Source organism: Photobacterium frigidiphilum (genome assembly GCF_003025615.1).
Lineage (GTDB): Bacteria > Pseudomonadota > Gammaproteobacteria > Enterobacterales > Vibrionaceae > Photobacterium > Photobacterium frigidiphilum.
On sequence record NZ_PYMJ01000001.1, the window covers coordinates 460,290 to 477,300 of the forward strand.

Sequence of the window (17,011 nt, forward strand, 5' to 3'; positions counted from 1 at the left end):
TTGACCGAGTAAATAATACGCTTATGGGCGTATTAAGTAATCAGCCTGACCTACCCACTTATAACTTGTTAGCTCTTCTAAGCCCATAGGGCCACGTGCATGCAGCTTCTGAGTAGATACTGCAACCTCGGCACCTAAACCAAACTGCGCACCGTCAGTAAAGCGTGTAGATGCATTCACATACACAGCAGCAGAGCCTGCCGCGTTGACGAAACGTTCAGCAGATTGAATATCGTTGGTAAGAATCGCATCAGAGTGGCTCGCGTTATGTTTACGCATATGAGCAATCGCTTCTGCAACATCGGCAACCACTTTTACGCCTAACGTGAAACTTAGCCATTCAGTATCAAAATCACCGTTTGCAACATGGCGCAATGTCGCCGCTTTTCCTTCAAGGAAAGAATACGCCGCATCATCAGCAACAAATTCAACGTTACTTTTATTTAAACGCTCTGCTAAGCGAGGTAAAAAAGTCTCTGCCACTTTTTCGCTTACCAATAACGTATCCAATGCATTACACGCTGATGGGCGTTGAGCTTTGGCATTTTCAACCACATCAATTGAACGTGATATATCCGCAGAATGATCAACATAAACATGGCTAATACCAAAGCCACCGATAATCACTGGAATCGTACTGTTTTCTTTGCACATTTTATGCAAACCAGCACCACCACGTGGAATAATCATATCTACGTACTGATCAAGACGTAATAACTGCGATACTAACTCACGGTCTGGTTTGTCGATGTACTGAACCGATGCCGCGGGTAAATCTGCTTTTTTCAGTGCAACTTGAATCACTTTCACTAATTCCACATTGGAATGAAATGTTTCGCGTCCACCACGTAAAATACTGGCATTACCCGTTTTCAAACACAGTGCAGCAATATCAATCGTTACATTTGGGCGGGCTTCATAAATAACACCAACAACACCTAATGGCACACGACGACGGCTTAAACGCATACCGTTTTCTAATACTCGACTATCGAGCTCAGCACCCACAGGATCATTTAAGCTGATCACGTTACGTACATCATTGGCAATGCCGGTTAATCTGTCTTCATTCAGTAAAAGACGATCAATCAATGCCTCTGTCATTCCTGATTCACGTGCGGCATTAATATCTTTGGCATTGGCTGCTAAAATAGCGTCTTTGTTTGCTTCTAGCTCATCGGCTATGATTGCTAATGCTTGGTTCTTTTGCGCTGTCGCTACTGTCGCTAATTCGAAAGCCGCTTCTTGAGCCGCTTTGCCCATATGTTCAAGATTCACAATATTTCCTCTTTCATGCCAAGTCATCAATATACGTTACGTTGGTTTAATTACATTACTACTGTAAATAACCACTTTAAATGATGACTTTAAATAACCACTAGATCATCACGGTGAATAGCAACAGGACCATATTCATAACCCAGCACTTTATAAATGTCTTGGCTGTGCTTACCTACAATCATTGCCATATCATGACTAGAGTAACGACAAATACCGCGGGCTAACAAAACACCATTGGTATCGAAAATTCGTGCTACTTCGCCACGTTCAAACCCCCCTTTTACTTCAGTAATACCTTTCGATAATAAACTACTGCCTCTTTCCAGTACGGCCTTAGCTGCACCAGTATCAATCACAATATCGCCAGCAGGAGGGGGACCTGCTAAAATCCAACGCTTACGGCTTTCTAGTGGTGTATCTAACGGAAGAAAGCGTGTTCCTACCGACTCACCACTGGCTAAATCAGAAATCACATCAGGACGACTACCCGCTGCAATAATCACTTCAATACCCGCACGACGAGCAACATCTGCTGCTTGCAATTTAGTCGCCATACCGCCAGTACCTAAACCACCTGCACTACCACCTGCTAATTTGCGCAGTGTTTCATCAATGGTATGTACTTCGCGAATAAGCTCTGCATCTGGGTTATTACGTGGATCTGCAGTAAATAAACCGGGTTGATCGGTTAATAGCAGTAGCTTATCTGCACCGCCTAAAATACCCACTAGAGCGGATAAATTATCATTATCGCCCACTTTTATTTCAGTGGTAGCAACCGCATCATTTTCATTTACAACAGGAATAATGCCGTTATCTAATAACGCAATGAGCATGTCTCGAGCATTCAAGTAACGTTCACGATCGTCAAGATCAGCACGCGTTAGCAGCATCTGACCGACATGAAGACCATAAATGCCAAACAGGCTTTCCCACTCTTGAATCAAACGACTTTGACCTACAGCCGCAAGTAACTGTTTGCTAGCCATTGTTTTAGGCAATTCAGGATAGCCTAAATGCTCTCGACCAGCGGCAATCGCACCTGATGTCACAATAATTACTTTATGACCATGGCGGCGAAGATAAGCACATTGGCGAACCAACTCAACCATATGAGCACGATCTAGCTTCAAAGTACCACCCGTTAATACACTGGTACCAAGCTTTACAACAATGGTTTGCTTGGGGGGAAGCGTTTGTTTATCCGATAAAGGTGGTGTCATTGACCCTGCGTGTTTTTCAACATTCGAAAGATCGCCTTCAAGCTTTAGTGCATTAACATTTAGGTGTTTAGTATCAGCCATGGGAATAAACAAAAAGTAGATAATAAGTGTGCATTTGTTTTATCAATCCCATTGCAAGATCACAAGAGAAATGCAGCAATCATAGAAAGAATTAATAAAATAAAATGGGATTCAGCTAAAAATAGGACGAAACCGTCTAAAGTACCGCGAAAATGATAAAGACCTCTTTGTCGCTAACCGCTAACAAAGAAGCCTTTTAAGATCGTTTTATTATTGATTATGCAGAACCAAGTACCGCTTCTTCTAATTCAGCACTCGCTTGTAAATCCAATTGACAATCTTCTTTGACAAATTTAGTCAATTTAACATAAAAATCATCTAGCGTTTTAAGCACAGCTTCAGTATGTTTTGCCGGTAACGTACCTTTAATCCAGTTACCTTTTACATCATAGCGGCCAAAGTCGTAATGGTATTCAAAGCCGATATCAGTTGCCGTTAACACTAACCACCATCCCCAAAACTCACGTTCTTCAGGAGACTTATTTGCACTAATACAACTTGCTAAACAGTCAAAGAAAAACTCACCTTCTTTGGACTGCTGTTTACGTAAATAAGGCCCAATCGCCGTCAGTTTCGTCATTAAACGACCATGTGGCGGAAAAATAGTATCTGTAGTCATCGCATATCCCCATCCATAGTATATGTATGTAACGTCATACATAAAATACTCAACCACTTAGGTATGGTCTAAGTCAGTTATAAAACCATTAAAGCCATACTAGACACGTATTGGCAACATTTTATTTACAATGCCAAGCCAGATCTCGTCATTTTTCTTATGCTAATTTATCTTTAAGCCATTCAATAACAGTGACCATTGAGCGATGATAACCATCATGTAGCGGTGTGTCAGGCAATGTTATCGCTTTACCACCACGACTCGACATTTCAATTAATTGATTATCTATTTCATGGCAAACAGGATCATTTTTTAAGCTTATTCCTAACATCGGAATATCCACTTTTCGGCGACCTAATAAACCCTGATTCTTCAATGACCATGCCGGTAAATGCGAGGTAAGGCTTGATTTAGATACACCATGTTTTCCCATACGGGATGCAATTACATCCAAATACATACGCGGTATGCTATCAAGCATTGTAGGCTGAGTGAGCATGCTATGAATCGCACCACCTAGGCTGATACACGTTTTTAATCGTGTCGGTTCCATAAAGCCCAGTCGTATCGCGGCATTGGCACCAAAACGTAAGCCCAACATCGCCACTTTGGTATTATCAACCCAAGGCACATCGCGAATTTGCTGTACCAATGCCTGATGAAGGCGACTGGTATCTTCAGTTAATGCCCAACGAGAACTGTGACCAACAGAAGGCATATCCAAGGTCACCATTGCAAAGCCAGCCGGACCAAAATAATCACGGTATAAGCGCCACAGATCCGATTGCAGTGAATCTAATCCACCACTCACAATAACGGTAGGCAGTAACTTATCAGTACGCGGTAAATGAATAAAAGCTTGAAATGTTTTACCTTCATACTTCACATCAATCGTACGTATTTGATGTGGCGTTAACGCCATGGATTCACGATAAGATTGATTTGCTTGGAGCTCTGCTTGAGCCGCTAGCGTATCGCCCTTAAGGTGTGGATATGCTGCAACGCTGTAATACATACTGGCTTTTAATAATGTATCAGCTGCTTTTTCTTTCTGACCCATTTCAGCGTAAGCACGGGCTTTTTTTTGCAGTTTTGCCCCTACTTGCGTCCATTCATAGATCCAGTTACCCGGTTTATATCCAATAACTGTATCCAATAATTCATCGCTAGTACGTGTTGCTGTTGAACTCGCCATCCGCGATAGAATCGCTTCCATTTCAATAGGATCAATACCTTGCCAAATCCACTGAGGTCGACGTAAAACACGATACCACCCACTCTCACTATCTCCATCTAATGCATTATGCACCGAGGCCGATTTTAAGTTCGCTATTTTCACCAAATTTGATGTTTCTTTGGTATTCATTCGTGGTGCAAATAACTGTTCGGATAAATTTGTTTTTGATGTATCAGACACAATGGACTCCGATATTTAAAATCAAACTACGCATTAAAGCCGGCAAAAAACAAGACACTATAGTCATGATAGGTTCAATACTGCCGATGAAAACACGTAGGATCAGCATATAATTAATAGTATATCACTCAATCCTTCATTACTTTGAAAGCAATCTTTAATACCAAGCTAGACTAATATTGCAAAAAAAAACAGATAAAAAAAAAGGCACCATCACTGATACCTTTTTTAGCGAAACTAACTGTAATTAGTTAATCATTAATTATTTTTTTGAGATAGGATCGACAAACGTAACAGCCATATCCCAAGGTTGCTCAATCCATGTGTCCTGAGCAATATCAACAACGTAGTCATCGATAAGGTGCTTACCAGCAGGCTTAGCACATACAGTTACAAACTTTGCTTTAGGGTACATTGCACGGATCAGTTCAGCAGTACCACCAGTATCAACAAGATCATCGATTACGATGAAACCTTCACCATCGCCGTCTGCTTGTTTAAGTACTTTCATTTCACGCTGATGATCGTGGTCGTAGCTTGAAATACACACTGTATCAACATGACGAATGTTAAGCTCACGTGCAAGAATCGCTGCAGGTACAAGCCCACCGCGACTAACAGCAATGATACCTTTCCACTGATCAGCAGGTAGCAATTTTTCAGCTAGCTGACGTGTATACATTTGCATGTTATCCCATGTGATAACGAACTTATTACTCATATCCAATGAACCTCTAAATTCAGCGAGTTTATCGCCAAAAACGTTTATAAACTGTTATAAAAAAATAATTTTAGCAAGGAAAAGAGCAGAAATCACCCATACACTGATATTCACATCACGTCCCTTGCCACTCATTACTTTTACTGCAGCATAAGTGATAAAACCTAAGCCGATACCTTCTGCAATTGAATATGTTAGCGGCATAAGCAAACAAACAACAACCACTGGCGCAGCTTCTGTTAAGTCACGCCAATCAATGCTAACTAAACCCGACATCATCAGAATAGCAACATAGAACAATGCACCCGCAGTCGCATACGGTGGAACCATACCCGCTAACGGTGCAAAAAATAAAGCCAATAAAAATAGTACGCCGACAGTAACAGCCGTTAAACCGGTACGTCCACCAACAGCCACACCAGAAACACTTTCGACAAAAGATGTGGTATTGGATGTACCTAATAATGCACCAATCGATGTTGCTGTACTATCCGCTAAAAGTGCGCGATTTAGGCGAGGTAGCTTACCATCTTTATCGATTAAGTTAGCTTTCGTTGCCACACCGACTAACGTTCCTGCCGTATCAAAAAGATCGACAAACAAGAAAGCAAAAACAATTGAAATAAGCCCAACTTCCATTGCACCAGAAAAATCCAGTTGCAAAAAAGTAGGTGCAATGCTTGGTGGCATCGACATAATACCATTGTATGACACTTCACCAAATAACACGCTCAGTACAGTCACCGCTATAATCGCAATTAAGACAGCCGCTTTATAACCACGGTGAACCAGTGCAATCGTTAAGAAGAAACCCAATGCCGCCATCGCTGCCGGGAAACTGGTTAAATCACCAATGTGAACTAGCGTTGCTGGGTTATCAACAACAATGCCTGAGCTTTGCAGTGCAATAAATGCCAAAAATAAACCGATACCCGCAGAAATGCCGGTACGTAGTGCTAAAGGAATAGCATTAATGATCCATTCACGTACTTTCAATAAACTAAGCACGATGAAACATAGGCCAGAAATAAATACAGCAGCCAAAGCAACTTGCCACGTATGCCCCATACCTAATACAACGGTATAGGTAAAGAATGCGTTCAATCCCATGCCTGGCGCTTGAGCAACAGGATAGTTAGCAACAAAACCCATGATGAAACAGCCAACCATTGCCGCTAAACACGTCGCAACAAAGACAGCACCATGATCCATACCCGCGTTGGATAACATCGTTGGGTTAACAAAGATAATGTAAGCCATCGTTAGAAAAGTCGTCAGACCGGCTAACAATTCAGTACGAACATCCGTACCGTGCTCTTTCAGTTTGAATAGTTTCTCAAGCATTGCTCTCAATTCCTTGGAGATAGTACGCAGCAGTTCAAAAAAGTTTTAAAATAGGAAACGTTTGCGTATCCGATTTTGGGGGCGATTATATGCTTCTCAAAACACAATTTCCAGAAAATAACTAAATCATCAGTAAATAAACCCATCAAACGAGCAAAAAAGCATCCAACAGATCCACATTAAAAATAAAATCTTATAAAATCAAAATCTTACCAGTAATATTCAAAGTACACTTTTTCATCAATATGAACTTATCTACTATAAGCAAACGTTAATATCCCTAACATTTTTGTTAAAATAACGCTTCAAGACAACATGTAATCGAATACATCCGATCCTGTATATTTTCATCATATTAACAACAAAAAAATACGGTCATTACATAGGAGAGTATTGAATAGGCCCCCTTAAACGCGAGGCAAAAAAAACGCCACCTCAAAAAGAGATGGCGGCAGAATTTGGGCAAATAACCAGATTTGGTTACTTAAATATTCTTAATATTTGGGGTGAACAATATGTTCAGCTAAGCAGTGTCGGCAACACTACTCGGCAAAATTAATAACCGAAAGAGCTCGGGTAGCTGAAATTACCAGTGTAAACAGAGCGGTTGTTCCAGAAGTATGCAATAGAGTCAAAAGCTTTCATTTTAATTACCTTAATCATAAGTTAGTCCAAACACATGCAACAGTTAGCATGGCTCAATTCCTTGGAGCATTTAGACCGTCGCTGGTCTCACTTAATCTCGGTTCCTTGGAGGCAATATATCGGGCTCATCCTGAGCAGTTAGTGTGTTTTATTTGTCTTCTCTAGAAGATGAACAAACTATAAACCGATCGTAATTTAATTACAAGCATTTTCTTTAACTTCGTCACACTTTTCGATAAAAGCTCTTGTGGATCACTTTATACTGAAAGTTTATTACACCGCAGGCCCTTCAAAAGTTATTAATACACGACTAAAGTGTAACGCTGACACTATTGATTTGTTACCACTTACACGCATAACCTATACAAGGCTAAAAATAAAAATAACGACCAAGGATGTCGCATGGGAATTTTTACAGCTTTACGCGCAATTTCAATCAGCCGTCGGTTATACCTACTCGGTTTTATCATTACCCTTCTTACTCTGATCCCATTACTGATCTTTGCCTCTAATTATCAAACCAGCTTACTCGAACAAAAACGCATTAAAACACGCCACCTAGTAGAAACAGCTTCAAGCTTATTGGACAATTTCTACCAACAAGAGCAGCAAGGCGGCATTACTCGTGCACAGGCCCAACAAGCAGCAAAGCAAGCTATCGCTGGACTACGGTATGAACAAAAAGATTATTTTTGGATTAATGACATGACGCCGACCATGATCATGCACCCTTTTAAGCCCGCGCTAGATGGCCAGGATTTAAAGACCCGCATGGCAATGCGTTGTTTGTTGCTATGGCCAATACAGTGAAAAATTCAGGCGCGGGGTTTGTCGATTACTATTGGGAAAAGCCGGGGTTTGATGTGCCCATTGAAAAAATCTCTTACGTCAAAGGCTTCCGCCCTTGGGGCTGGATAGTCGGTTCAGGTGTGTATGTCGATGATATTCAATCGCAATTTCATAGCGAGATGAAACAACTGGGTTTGACGCTACTGGGATCTCTTTCTGTCATGGTACTGCTCGCATGGTCAATTGGTCGCTCTATCACAAAACCGTGCGAACAAACCTTATCGGCAATGCAAGACATTGCTGAAGGAAATGGAGACCTAACGCAGCGTCTGCCATGTAAAGGTAATGATGAGTTAAGCCGTATTGCCCAAGCCTTCAATGTATTTGCTTCTCGTATCGGTGACATGATGCGTGAAACAGCACCGATCAGTGAACATATTAGTGCCGCTGCCTTGCAGCTCAATACCGTAGCAACAACAACCGCACAAGGGGCTGCCGACCAACATAAGGGGGTCGATAGTGTTGCAGCGGCAATGAACGAATTACATAGCAGCAACCAAGAAGTAGCGCATTCCGCACAGCAAGCGGCTGAAGTGGCATTAAATGCACATCAGTACAGCAAAACTGGTATTGACGTTGTTTCGACATCATCGTCTGAGTTACAAGCCCTCTTAACACTCTTGGATAACACAAGTAGCAGTGCCCAAGCATTGGCAAATGACGCGCAAGCCATCGGATCGGTACTCGATGTCATTCGCGGTATTGCCGAGCAAACTAATTTATTAGCTCTCAATGCTGCCATTGAAGCCGCTCGCGCTGGTGAGCAAGGACGAGGCTTTGCCGTGGTCGCCGATGAAGTACGCACACTGGCTACACGTACTCAATCCAGCACCAATGAAATCGAACAAATCATCGGTAACTTACAAACTCGTGCAAATGAGGTAAGTCAGGCTCTTACTCAAACCCGAGAGCAATCAACCAATACCGCTAAACATGCAGATGACGTTGCACAGACATTGTCGTTGATTAGCAATCAAATTACCCAGATCCGTGAACTGAACCAACACATAGCCGAAGCCAGTTCACAACAAACATTGGCCACAGAAGAAATCAATATCAACCTTAGCCAATTAACCGAACATAGCCTAAATACCATGCAACAAGGCGAACATATTGCAGCTGCCAGCGAACAGCTGCTTGCGAGTGGTCACAGTCTGAATACCCACATTTCACATTTTAAGATTTAGCTACCTCGCCCAATTGCACAATGGTATGCTTGGGCTAACCATGATAGTTAATTCTGCTATCATTTTGGTCGTTTATCCATCAATTATACTGGATAACGCCCTTAGCCCAAGATTGTATAAAGGGAGTCTGCTGTGTCTGAGATTAGTCAACTATCACCACAACCTGTGTGGCAATTTTTCGATCAAATCTGTTCTATTCCTCATCCATCAAAGCACGAAGAGCCATTGGCTCAGCACATCATCAAATTCGCTGAAAGCGAAGGATTAGAAGTTCGTCGTGATGATGTTGGTAATGTATTCATTAAAAAGCCAGCAACACCAGGAATGGAAGACCGTAAAGGCGTTGTTCTGCAAGCACACATTGATATGGTGCCGCAGAAAAATGAAGATACTGACCATGACTTCACGAAAGATCCTATTCAGCCGTTTATTGATGGCGAATGGGTTACAGCAAAAGGAACAACCCTAGGTGCCGATAACGGTATGGGTATGGCTGCATGCCTTGCTGTTTTAGCAGCAAAAGACATTGAGCATGGTCCACTTGAAGTCTTACTGACTATCGACGAAGAAGCTGGCATGACTGGTGCCTTCGGTCTTCAAGAAGGCTGGCTTGAAGGCGACATCCTATTAAACACGGATTCTGAACAAGAAGGTGAAGTGTACATGGGTTGTGCTGGCGGCGTAGATAGCGCAATCACACTAGAACTTGAGCGCGAAGCTGTTCCAGCAGAACACGCTGCCGTTAAGCTAGTAGTGAAAGGCTTAAAAGGCGGGCACTCTGGCTGTGATATTCACACTGGTCGTGGTAATGCCAACAAGCTACTGGGTCGCTTCTTGTTCGCCCATGCTCAAGAGCTAGGCCTTCGCCTAGCAACATTTACTGGCGGTAGCCTTCGTAATGCGATTCCTCGTGAAGCATTTGCCATCGCAACATTACCAGCAGCCAACGTAGATAAGCTGAACGAGCTATTTTCGTACTACCACTCAATTCTAGTGGCAGAGCTAGGTAAAGTTGAAACTGATATCAACCTGTTTATTGAGCCAGCTGAACTGCCAGTAGATGTATTCGCCGCAGCAACACAGACCCGTTTTAATGCTGTACTAAATGCGTGCCCTAATGGTGTGATCCGCATGAGTGATGACATCGAAGGTGTGGTTGAAACCTCACTGAACGTAGGTGTTATTACTACAGAATCTAACAGTGTGACTATCTTATGTCTGATACGTTCATTAATGGACTCTGGTCGTAGCAATGTTGAAGGCATGTTGAAAGCCATTGCTGATCTAGCAGGTGTACAGTGCGAATTCTCTGGCGCATACCCAGGCTGGAAACCGGATGCTGATTCCGAAGTGATGCGTCTATTCCGTGAAACCTATAAGAATATCTATGGTAATACACCTAATATCATGGTTATTCACGCAGGTCTTGAGTGTGGTCTATTCAAAGAACCGTACCCGACTATGGATATGATTTCTTTTGGACCAACCATTAAATTTCCTCACTCACCTGATGAGAAAATACAGATCGCGACTGTTGATCTATTCTGGGAGCAAATGGTTGCTATCCTGAAGAACATTCCAGTTAAGAAGTAACGAGTAAAAAGATACGAGTGACGAGAGGCGAGTTCATTGGGACTCGCCTTTTTGTACCTCAGTTCTACAGGCCAGTTTTTCTAACCTAGCATAAAAATCAAGCTCTTCGCTTATCCATAGGATCTCAGGGCCATAGTTCCGCTCTTAAAACTAAAACCCCTCAAACGCTAGCTGCTGTGCTTTCATCCCATGGTCTAGCCCAACACTAATGCCTATCAAACGAATTTCTCTCCCCTTTTGACGGGTAAGTGCTTCTTTGAGTAACCCAACAAACTGTGTTTTATCTAATACGCCTAAAGTATGCTCAACCGTTGTTTGTTGAAAATCGGCAAATTTAACTTTAACGCCTTGTTTCGATATATTCAGTGCAGGACGTTCTTTCTTCAATCTTCGTTCAAGTTCAGGGTATAACTTTTCAATGACTTGCCAGCATTCGTCATATTCACGAATATTATGTGAGAACGTTGTTTCTACTCCCACAGATTTACGTAAACGTTCGACAACGACTTCTCGGTTATCGATACCCTGTGCTCGTGACCACAAAGATTGGCCTAATTTTCCGAACTGCTGCAATAGTAAATGTTGATCATAAGCCTGTACGTCACGCCCGACGAATAATCCTTTTTCGTGCAGCTTTTGAATAGTGACCTTCCCTACTCCAGGGATTTTTTCTAACTTTAGGTTAGCGACAAAATCGGCCACCTCATTGGGTGTTACAACATATTGACCATTGGGTTTATTTAAATCTGACGCCACTTTAGCGATAAATTTCACTGGTGCAATCCCCGCAGACGCCGTCAAATTCAGTTCATCTTGAATTGCTCGCCGAATATCTTGTGCTATGAGTGTTGCTGAGCCGTAAAACATTTCACACTCAGTCACATCTAAATAGGCTTCATCTAATGATAATGGTTCAATTTTATCGGTATAACGCTGAAAGATAGCGCGAATATGCTGCGAAACTTCCTTGTAGACCGACATACGTCCCGGAACGAGAGTAAGGTGAGGACATAGCTTCATGGCTTGCCCCGAAGGCATGGCTGAACGCACACCGTATTTACGCGCCAAGTAATTACATGTACTGATCACACCTCGTTGCTCTGAACGACCACCAATCGCAATAGGGATATTCTTCAAGGCAGGGTTATCACGCATTTCAACGGCTGCATAAAAACAGTCCATATCAACATGAATAATTTTACGCTGTTCGATCTCTACGCTGGACACTTATTTCCTCTACCCTCGCCAATCTGTAAGTAACAAGCTACATTAACTGTTTTTATATACAGTATCATTATAGGCTATTCAAGCAGTCAATAGAAACCAGATACATCGAAGTATCTAAACATAACCCCGAAAAGTCACAAAATAGTATCTTGTGAGCAAGATCTGACTCACACCACATTTTACGCTTCCTTATTCACAATACCGATGAAATTTGATAGAACTATAAATAAGAATAATTAGGTAAGGAGAACCGTTTGTTCAACAAAGTATTGGTTGTTGAAGACAGTAAAGCCTTTCGTAAATTTCTTGATGCACAGTTGCATCAAGCAGGCTTTCACGCAGTATTCGCAGAATCGATCGCTGAGGCGAACGCAATCATTGCGAAAGACAACAACTTTTTATGCGCGGTACTCGACTATTGCCTACCAGATGGGACGGACGGCGAGATCATCGATATCGTGTTAAGTCACCACATCAAATCCGTAGTACTGACAGCACACTTCAGCCAGACCATTCGCGACAAAGTACTGTCGAAAGGCGTTATTGATTACCTACTAAAAGACAGTGCCGCTTCGGTATCTTATTTGGTACCGTTATTACAACGCTTACAGGCCAACACCCACCATAAAGCCATGGTAGTTGATGATTCAACAATGATCCGTCGTCACTTGGTCAATTTGCTCGAGCGCCAAAACCTCTCAGTAATCCAAGCTGAAAACGGGTGTGAAGCCATTAACTTGCTAGCCGAGCATCCTGATGTCACCTTGATCATCACCGACAATGATATGCCCAAAAAAGACGGTATCACCATGACCCGTGAGATTCGTCGCATGTACAGCCGCAACCAAATCGCGATTCTGGGATTATCGGGCAGCAGCGATAACTCCATGACAGCACAATACTTGAAAGCCGGTGCCAACGATTTCTTGTACAAACCGTTTAATCAAGAAGAGTTTTATTGCCGTATTCACCATATGCTCAACATGAAAGATACATCTGACAAGCTGTATAAGATGGCTAACCAAGACACCTTGACCGGGCTATGGAACCGTCGTTATTTCTTTAACCAACAATGTGATAAAGGTTGCCAACACCGCAACATTGCCATGATGGACATCGATTTCTTTAAGAAAGTGAATGATACCTATGGCCATGATGGAGGTGACGCCGTGTTAATACACGTAAGCCGTTTGATTCAGGCCCATTTTGAGGATGCCGTTGTGGCGCGATTTGGTGGGGAAGAGTTTTGTATACAAGCATGTGGATCATTTTCTCACTTTCAACAACGATTAGAACAATTGCGTGTCGATATCGAAGCCTTATACATTCCTTATCTCGATAACACGATAAACGTCACCATGAGCATTGGTGCGGTATCAGGCGCAGCACAAAGCCATGCTATTGATGACATGCTGAGAACAGCCGATGATCACCTGTATTACGCCAAAGAACATGGACGCAACCAAGTGGTGGCTCATGCTTTATAGCGATTTGGTTGCCTATAAATGAAGCACCGCAACAAACTGAAAAATGAAAATAAAAAAGCCTGACTCAACAGAATCAGGCTTTTAGGTTTTCATTAATTTTCTTTCGACCGACCGTAACGTGATAATCTATCACGCCAGTACTTCACGACTAGATGATTTGGTTCTTTTTCCAATCAGCATGACGTGCTTCTCGGGCTTCACGCTTTTTACGCGCGTCGCAAGGTTCAGGGCAGTCACACTCTTTTGCAATGCCGATACCATCAAGCCCACCACAGCTACCGCTAACGCTTTTACGCTGAAAGATGTAGCCGACAGCCATCGCTGCAATAACCAGTAAAAATACCGCGAAAGTTGTTAGATATACAGCCATGATTACTCTCTACTTTTTCTTCAAATAAGGTACAAAATCATCAGATAGATACTCTTTGAAGCCATTTTCCGTTTTTATTACTAATAAAATCGGTAAATTTTCTTCGTTAGCGAGTTTTATCGACTCTTCTTCACCCATAACAGAAAATGCAGTCGCATAAGCATCGGCTGTCATACTTGATGGGTGAAGCACTGTAACGGATACCACATGGTTAGCAATCGGTTTGCCTGTTTTCGGGTTAATCAGGTGCGAATAACGAATACCATCTTCTTCAAAATAGTTACGGTAATCGCCTGATGTCGCCACGGCCATGTCACCTGGTTCAATAATTTCTTGTACTGAACGGCTACCATCTTCCGTTGGTTTTTCTACTGCAATACGCCAAGGTATACCTTCATGGTTGTTACCTTTAAGGCTAAGTTCACCACCGATTTCAACCAAGTAATCAGCTACACCTAACTCATCAAAATAATCAGCAACAACATCAACACCGAAGCCTTTCGCTATTGAAGATAGATCAACATATAGACCTGGAATATCTTTTATTAGCTTATTACCATCAACTTTTAGGTGGTGATAACCAATAATTTCACGACGCTTATTTAACTCTTCATCTGTTGGTGTTGCTTCTGGACGAGCTTCTGGGCCAAAGCTCCACAAGTTAACAATCGGACCAACAGTAACATCATAAGCACCGTTCGTTAGTTCAGATAAACGTAATGATTCTTTTATAACTTTTGCCGTATCAGCAGATACCGTAAAAGGTTCATTCGTTGTGTGTTGGTTAAATTGACTGAGCTCGGAATGCTTACGATAAGTCGACATCTGATCATTCACTAATTCTAGCCGACGATCAATCTCTGCCTGAATATCAGTGGCAGCGGGTAAGCCTTCCTGCTTAATCAACTTAATTGAATAGTAAGTTCCCATCGTTGAGCCGTTTAAATGAATCAACTCACGCTGATCGCCACAACCCACCAATGTCATTGTCATAACAAGCAGCATAACTGCTCGAGTAAGGAACGTCTTCATTCAACAACTCCAAAAATGAAGGGATTACTTATGTTTACCAATATTAACTACGCTTACGTTCTACAGTGAATGCGAGACTAGGTCGTTAATACAAATAACCACAGTAAATATATGCTTATTTTAAATGCTTATATTACGAAAATGGCTGACCCTTTACGGATCAGCCATTTTAACTATGTGTTCATGGCTAATTAGCCACCGAAGTCATCCAGTAGGATGTTTTCATCTTCAACACCTAGATCTTTCAGCATGCCGATAACAGCTGCGTTCATCATAGGTGGACCACACATGTAGTACTCACAATCTTCTGGTGCATCGTGATCTTTCAAGTAATTATCGTAAATCACGTTGTGGATGAAGCCTGTGTAACCATCCCAGTTTTCTTCTGGAGATGGATCAGACAGTGCAACATGCCAATCAAAGTTTTCGTTCTCAGCAGCTAGCTTATCGAAATCTTCTACATAGAACATTTCGCGCTTAGAACGTGCACCGTACCAGTAAGTCATCTTACGAGTAGACTGAAGACGGTGTAATTGATCGAAGATATGTGAACGCATTGGCGCCATACCCGCACCACCACCGATGAAGACCATTTCATTATCAGTCTCTTTAGCGAAGAACTCACCAAATGGACCTGAAATAGTACAATTATCACCCGGCTTTAGTGACCAAATATACGATGACATAATACCAGGTGCTACGTCAGGGTTATTTGGTGGCGGTGTTGCGATACGTACATTCAACTTAATCAAACCTTTCTCTTCTGGGTATGAAGCCATAGAGTAAGCTCGGATTGAATGCTCTTTCACAATAGATTCGTAACGGAATAAGTTAAACTTATCCCAGTCACCACGGTATTCTTCCGGTACATCGAAATCAGAGTATTTGATGTGGTGCGGTTCAGCTTCAATCTGAATGTAACCACCCGCACGGAAAGGAACTTCCTCGCCATCAGGGATTTTAAGAACCAACTCTTTAATAAAGGTTGCTTCGTTATCATTCGAAAGAACTTCACATTCCCACTTCTTCACACCGAAGATTTCTTCAGGAAGCTCAATATTCATGTCAGATTTAACGTTAACCTGACAAGCAAGACGCTCGCCTTCACGTGCTTCACCTTTTGTGATGTGATCAAGCTCAGTCGGTAGAATATCACCACCACCCGATTTGATTTTCACACGACACTGACCACAAGAGCCACCGCCGCCACATGCAGACGAAACGAAGATACCGCTAGAAGAAAGAGCATTTAGCAGTTTGCCACCGGCAGCGGTTGTAATCGCTTTTTCCGGATCGTTGTTTACAGAGATAGTAATATCACCTGATGGTACCAGCTTAGATTTAGCGAAAAGAATCACTAAAACTAGAGCCAGGATAATCAAGGTAAACATCACTACGCCAAGAATAATATCCATTGACTATTTTCCTTTTATCCTGATTACAGCTGTACGCCGGAGAAAGACATAAAGCCTAACGCCATTAGACCAACAGTGATGAATGTAATACCTAGGCCACGTAGACCAGGAGGTACATCTGAATACTTCATCTTCTCACGGAGACCCGCAAGAGCAACGATAGCTAACATCCAACCCACACCAGAACCGAAACCGTAAACAACCGATTCAACAAAGTTGTAGTCACGCTGTACCATGAAAGATACACCACCGAAGATTGCACAGTTAACTGTGATCAGCGGAAGGAAGATACCCAATGCGTTATATAGCGGTGGGAAGAAGCGGTCCAGAATCATTTCCAGAATCTGTACTAACGCTGCAATTACACCGATAAACGTGATGAAGTTAAGGAAAGTTAAATCCACTCCGTCAACAATCGCACCATCTTTCAGTAATAGGTTGTAAACTAAGTTGTTCACAGGTACAGCAATAGTCAATACGACGATTACCGCAACACCTAGACCAAAAGAAGTCTTAACTT

At 42.2% G+C, this 17,011-nt stretch carries 13 protein-coding genes and 1 pseudogene; 3 read left to right on the forward strand and 11 right to left on the reverse strand.

Going from position 1 to position 17,011, the window contains the following annotated elements; all coding sequences use genetic code 11:
* Window positions 1–21: 21 nt before the first annotated feature.
* The 6 genes from C9J12_RS02085 to C9J12_RS02110 form a co-directional block, all read right to left on the reverse strand.
* On the reverse strand, window positions 22–1,278 hold the full coding sequence (locus C9J12_RS02085; protein WP_107241186.1) for a glutamate-5-semialdehyde dehydrogenase: 1,257 nt from the start codon (window positions 1,276–1,278) through the stop codon (window positions 22–24).
* Window positions 1,279–1,367: 89 nt separating this feature from the next.
* Entirely contained in the window at window positions 1,368–2,504 is a 1,137-nt protein-coding gene (gene proB / locus C9J12_RS02090) for a glutamate 5-kinase (RefSeq protein WP_107241219.1), read from the reverse strand.
* 298 nt (window positions 2,505–2,802) lie between these two features.
* On the reverse strand, window positions 2,803–3,204 hold the full coding sequence (gene crl, locus C9J12_RS02095) for a sigma factor-binding protein Crl (RefSeq protein ID WP_107241187.1): 402 nt from the start codon (window positions 3,202–3,204) through the stop codon (window positions 2,803–2,805).
* Window positions 3,205–3,361: 157 nt separating this feature from the next.
* Window positions 3,362–4,621 carry an esterase FrsA gene (frsA, locus tag C9J12_RS02100; RefSeq protein WP_107241188.1) on the reverse strand — a complete coding sequence of 420 codons (1,260 nt, stop codon included), beginning with the start codon at window positions 4,619–4,621 and terminating at the stop codon, window positions 3,362–3,364.
* A 262-nt stretch (window positions 4,622–4,883) separates the two neighbouring features.
* Window positions 4,884–5,342: a xanthine phosphoribosyltransferase gene (gene gpt, locus C9J12_RS02105; protein WP_107241189.1), complete on the reverse strand. Its 459-nt coding sequence runs from the start codon at window positions 5,340–5,342 to the stop codon at window positions 4,884–4,886.
* A 54-nt stretch (window positions 5,343–5,396) separates the two neighbouring features.
* Window positions 5,397–6,686 (reverse strand): NCS2 family permease, encoded by a 1,290-nt coding sequence (locus tag C9J12_RS02110; protein WP_107241190.1) that lies wholly within the window; start codon window positions 6,684–6,686, stop codon window positions 5,397–5,399.
* Between the two features lie 1,047 nt (window positions 6,687–7,733).
* Here C9J12_RS02110 and C9J12_RS02115 point away from each other — a divergent pair.
* Both C9J12_RS02115 and C9J12_RS02120 read left to right on the forward strand, forming a co-directional pair.
* Window positions 7,734–9,367 (forward strand): annotated as a pseudogene (locus C9J12_RS02115) (methyl-accepting chemotaxis protein).
* Window positions 9,368–9,499: 132 nt separating this feature from the next.
* Complete coding sequence (locus C9J12_RS02120; RefSeq protein WP_107241191.1) at window positions 9,500–10,960, forward strand: aminoacyl-histidine dipeptidase; 1,461 nt, start codon at window positions 9,500–9,502, stop codon at window positions 10,958–10,960.
* A 150-nt stretch (window positions 10,961–11,110) separates the two neighbouring features.
* On the opposite strand, the gene dinB is transcribed toward C9J12_RS02120, so the two are convergent.
* Entirely contained in the window at window positions 11,111–12,187 is a 1,077-nt protein-coding gene (gene dinB, locus C9J12_RS02125; protein WP_107241192.1) for a DNA polymerase IV, read from the reverse strand.
* A 254-nt stretch (window positions 12,188–12,441) separates the two neighbouring features.
* Here dinB and C9J12_RS02130 point away from each other — a divergent pair, with 254 nt between their 5' ends.
* Complete coding sequence (locus C9J12_RS02130; protein WP_107241193.1) at window positions 12,442–13,674, forward strand: diguanylate cyclase; 1,233 nt, start codon at window positions 12,442–12,444, stop codon at window positions 13,672–13,674.
* Window positions 13,675–13,822: 148 nt separating this feature from the next.
* Here C9J12_RS02130 and nqrM read toward each other — a convergent pair whose 3' ends face one another.
* The 4 genes from nqrM to nqrE form a co-directional block, all read right to left on the reverse strand.
* Window positions 13,823–14,044, reverse strand: a complete 222-nt coding sequence (gene nqrM / locus C9J12_RS02135) for a (Na+)-NQR maturation NqrM (protein ID WP_107241194.1) — start codon at window positions 14,042–14,044, stop codon at window positions 13,823–13,825.
* Window positions 14,045–14,053: 9 nt separating this feature from the next.
* Window positions 14,054–15,076 carry an FAD:protein FMN transferase gene (locus tag C9J12_RS02140; protein ID WP_107241195.1) on the reverse strand — a complete coding sequence of 341 codons (1,023 nt, stop codon included), beginning with the start codon at window positions 15,074–15,076 and terminating at the stop codon, window positions 14,054–14,056.
* A 191-nt stretch (window positions 15,077–15,267) separates the two neighbouring features.
* Window positions 15,268–16,491 (reverse strand): NADH:ubiquinone reductase (Na(+)-transporting) subunit F, encoded by a 1,224-nt coding sequence (gene nqrF, locus C9J12_RS02145; RefSeq protein ID WP_107241196.1) that lies wholly within the window; start codon window positions 16,489–16,491, stop codon window positions 15,268–15,270.
* A gap of 23 nt (window positions 16,492–16,514) precedes the next feature.
* Window positions 16,515–17,011, reverse strand: a 497-nt coding sequence (gene nqrE, locus C9J12_RS02150) for an NADH:ubiquinone reductase (Na(+)-transporting) subunit E (protein WP_107241197.1), incomplete at its 5' end; no start/stop codon positions are given.

Excerpts from the sequence above, each read along its gene's own strand:
- proB (WP_107241219.1), bottom strand. The coding sequence starts at position 2,504 with ATGACACCACCTTTATCGGATAAACAAACGCTTCCCCCCAAGCAAACC.
- crl (WP_107241187.1), bottom strand. The coding sequence starts at position 3,204 with ATGACTACAGATACTATTTTTCCGCCACATGGTCGTTTAATGACGAAA.
- gpt (WP_107241189.1), bottom strand. The coding sequence starts at position 5,342 with ATGAGTAATAAGTTCGTTATCACATGGGATAACATGCAAATGTATACA.
- C9J12_RS02110 (WP_107241190.1), bottom strand. The coding sequence starts at position 6,686 with ATGCTTGAGAAACTATTCAAACTGAAAGAGCACGGTACGGATGTTCGT.
- nqrM (WP_107241194.1), bottom strand. The coding sequence starts at position 14,044 with ATGGCTGTATATCTAACAACTTTCGCGGTATTTTTACTGGTTATTGCA.
- C9J12_RS02140 (WP_107241195.1), bottom strand. The coding sequence starts at position 15,076 with ATGAAGACGTTCCTTACTCGAGCAGTTATGCTGCTTGTTATGACAATG.
- nqrF (WP_107241196.1), bottom strand. The coding sequence starts at position 16,491 with ATGGATATTATTCTTGGCGTAGTGATGTTTACCTTGATTATCCTGGCT.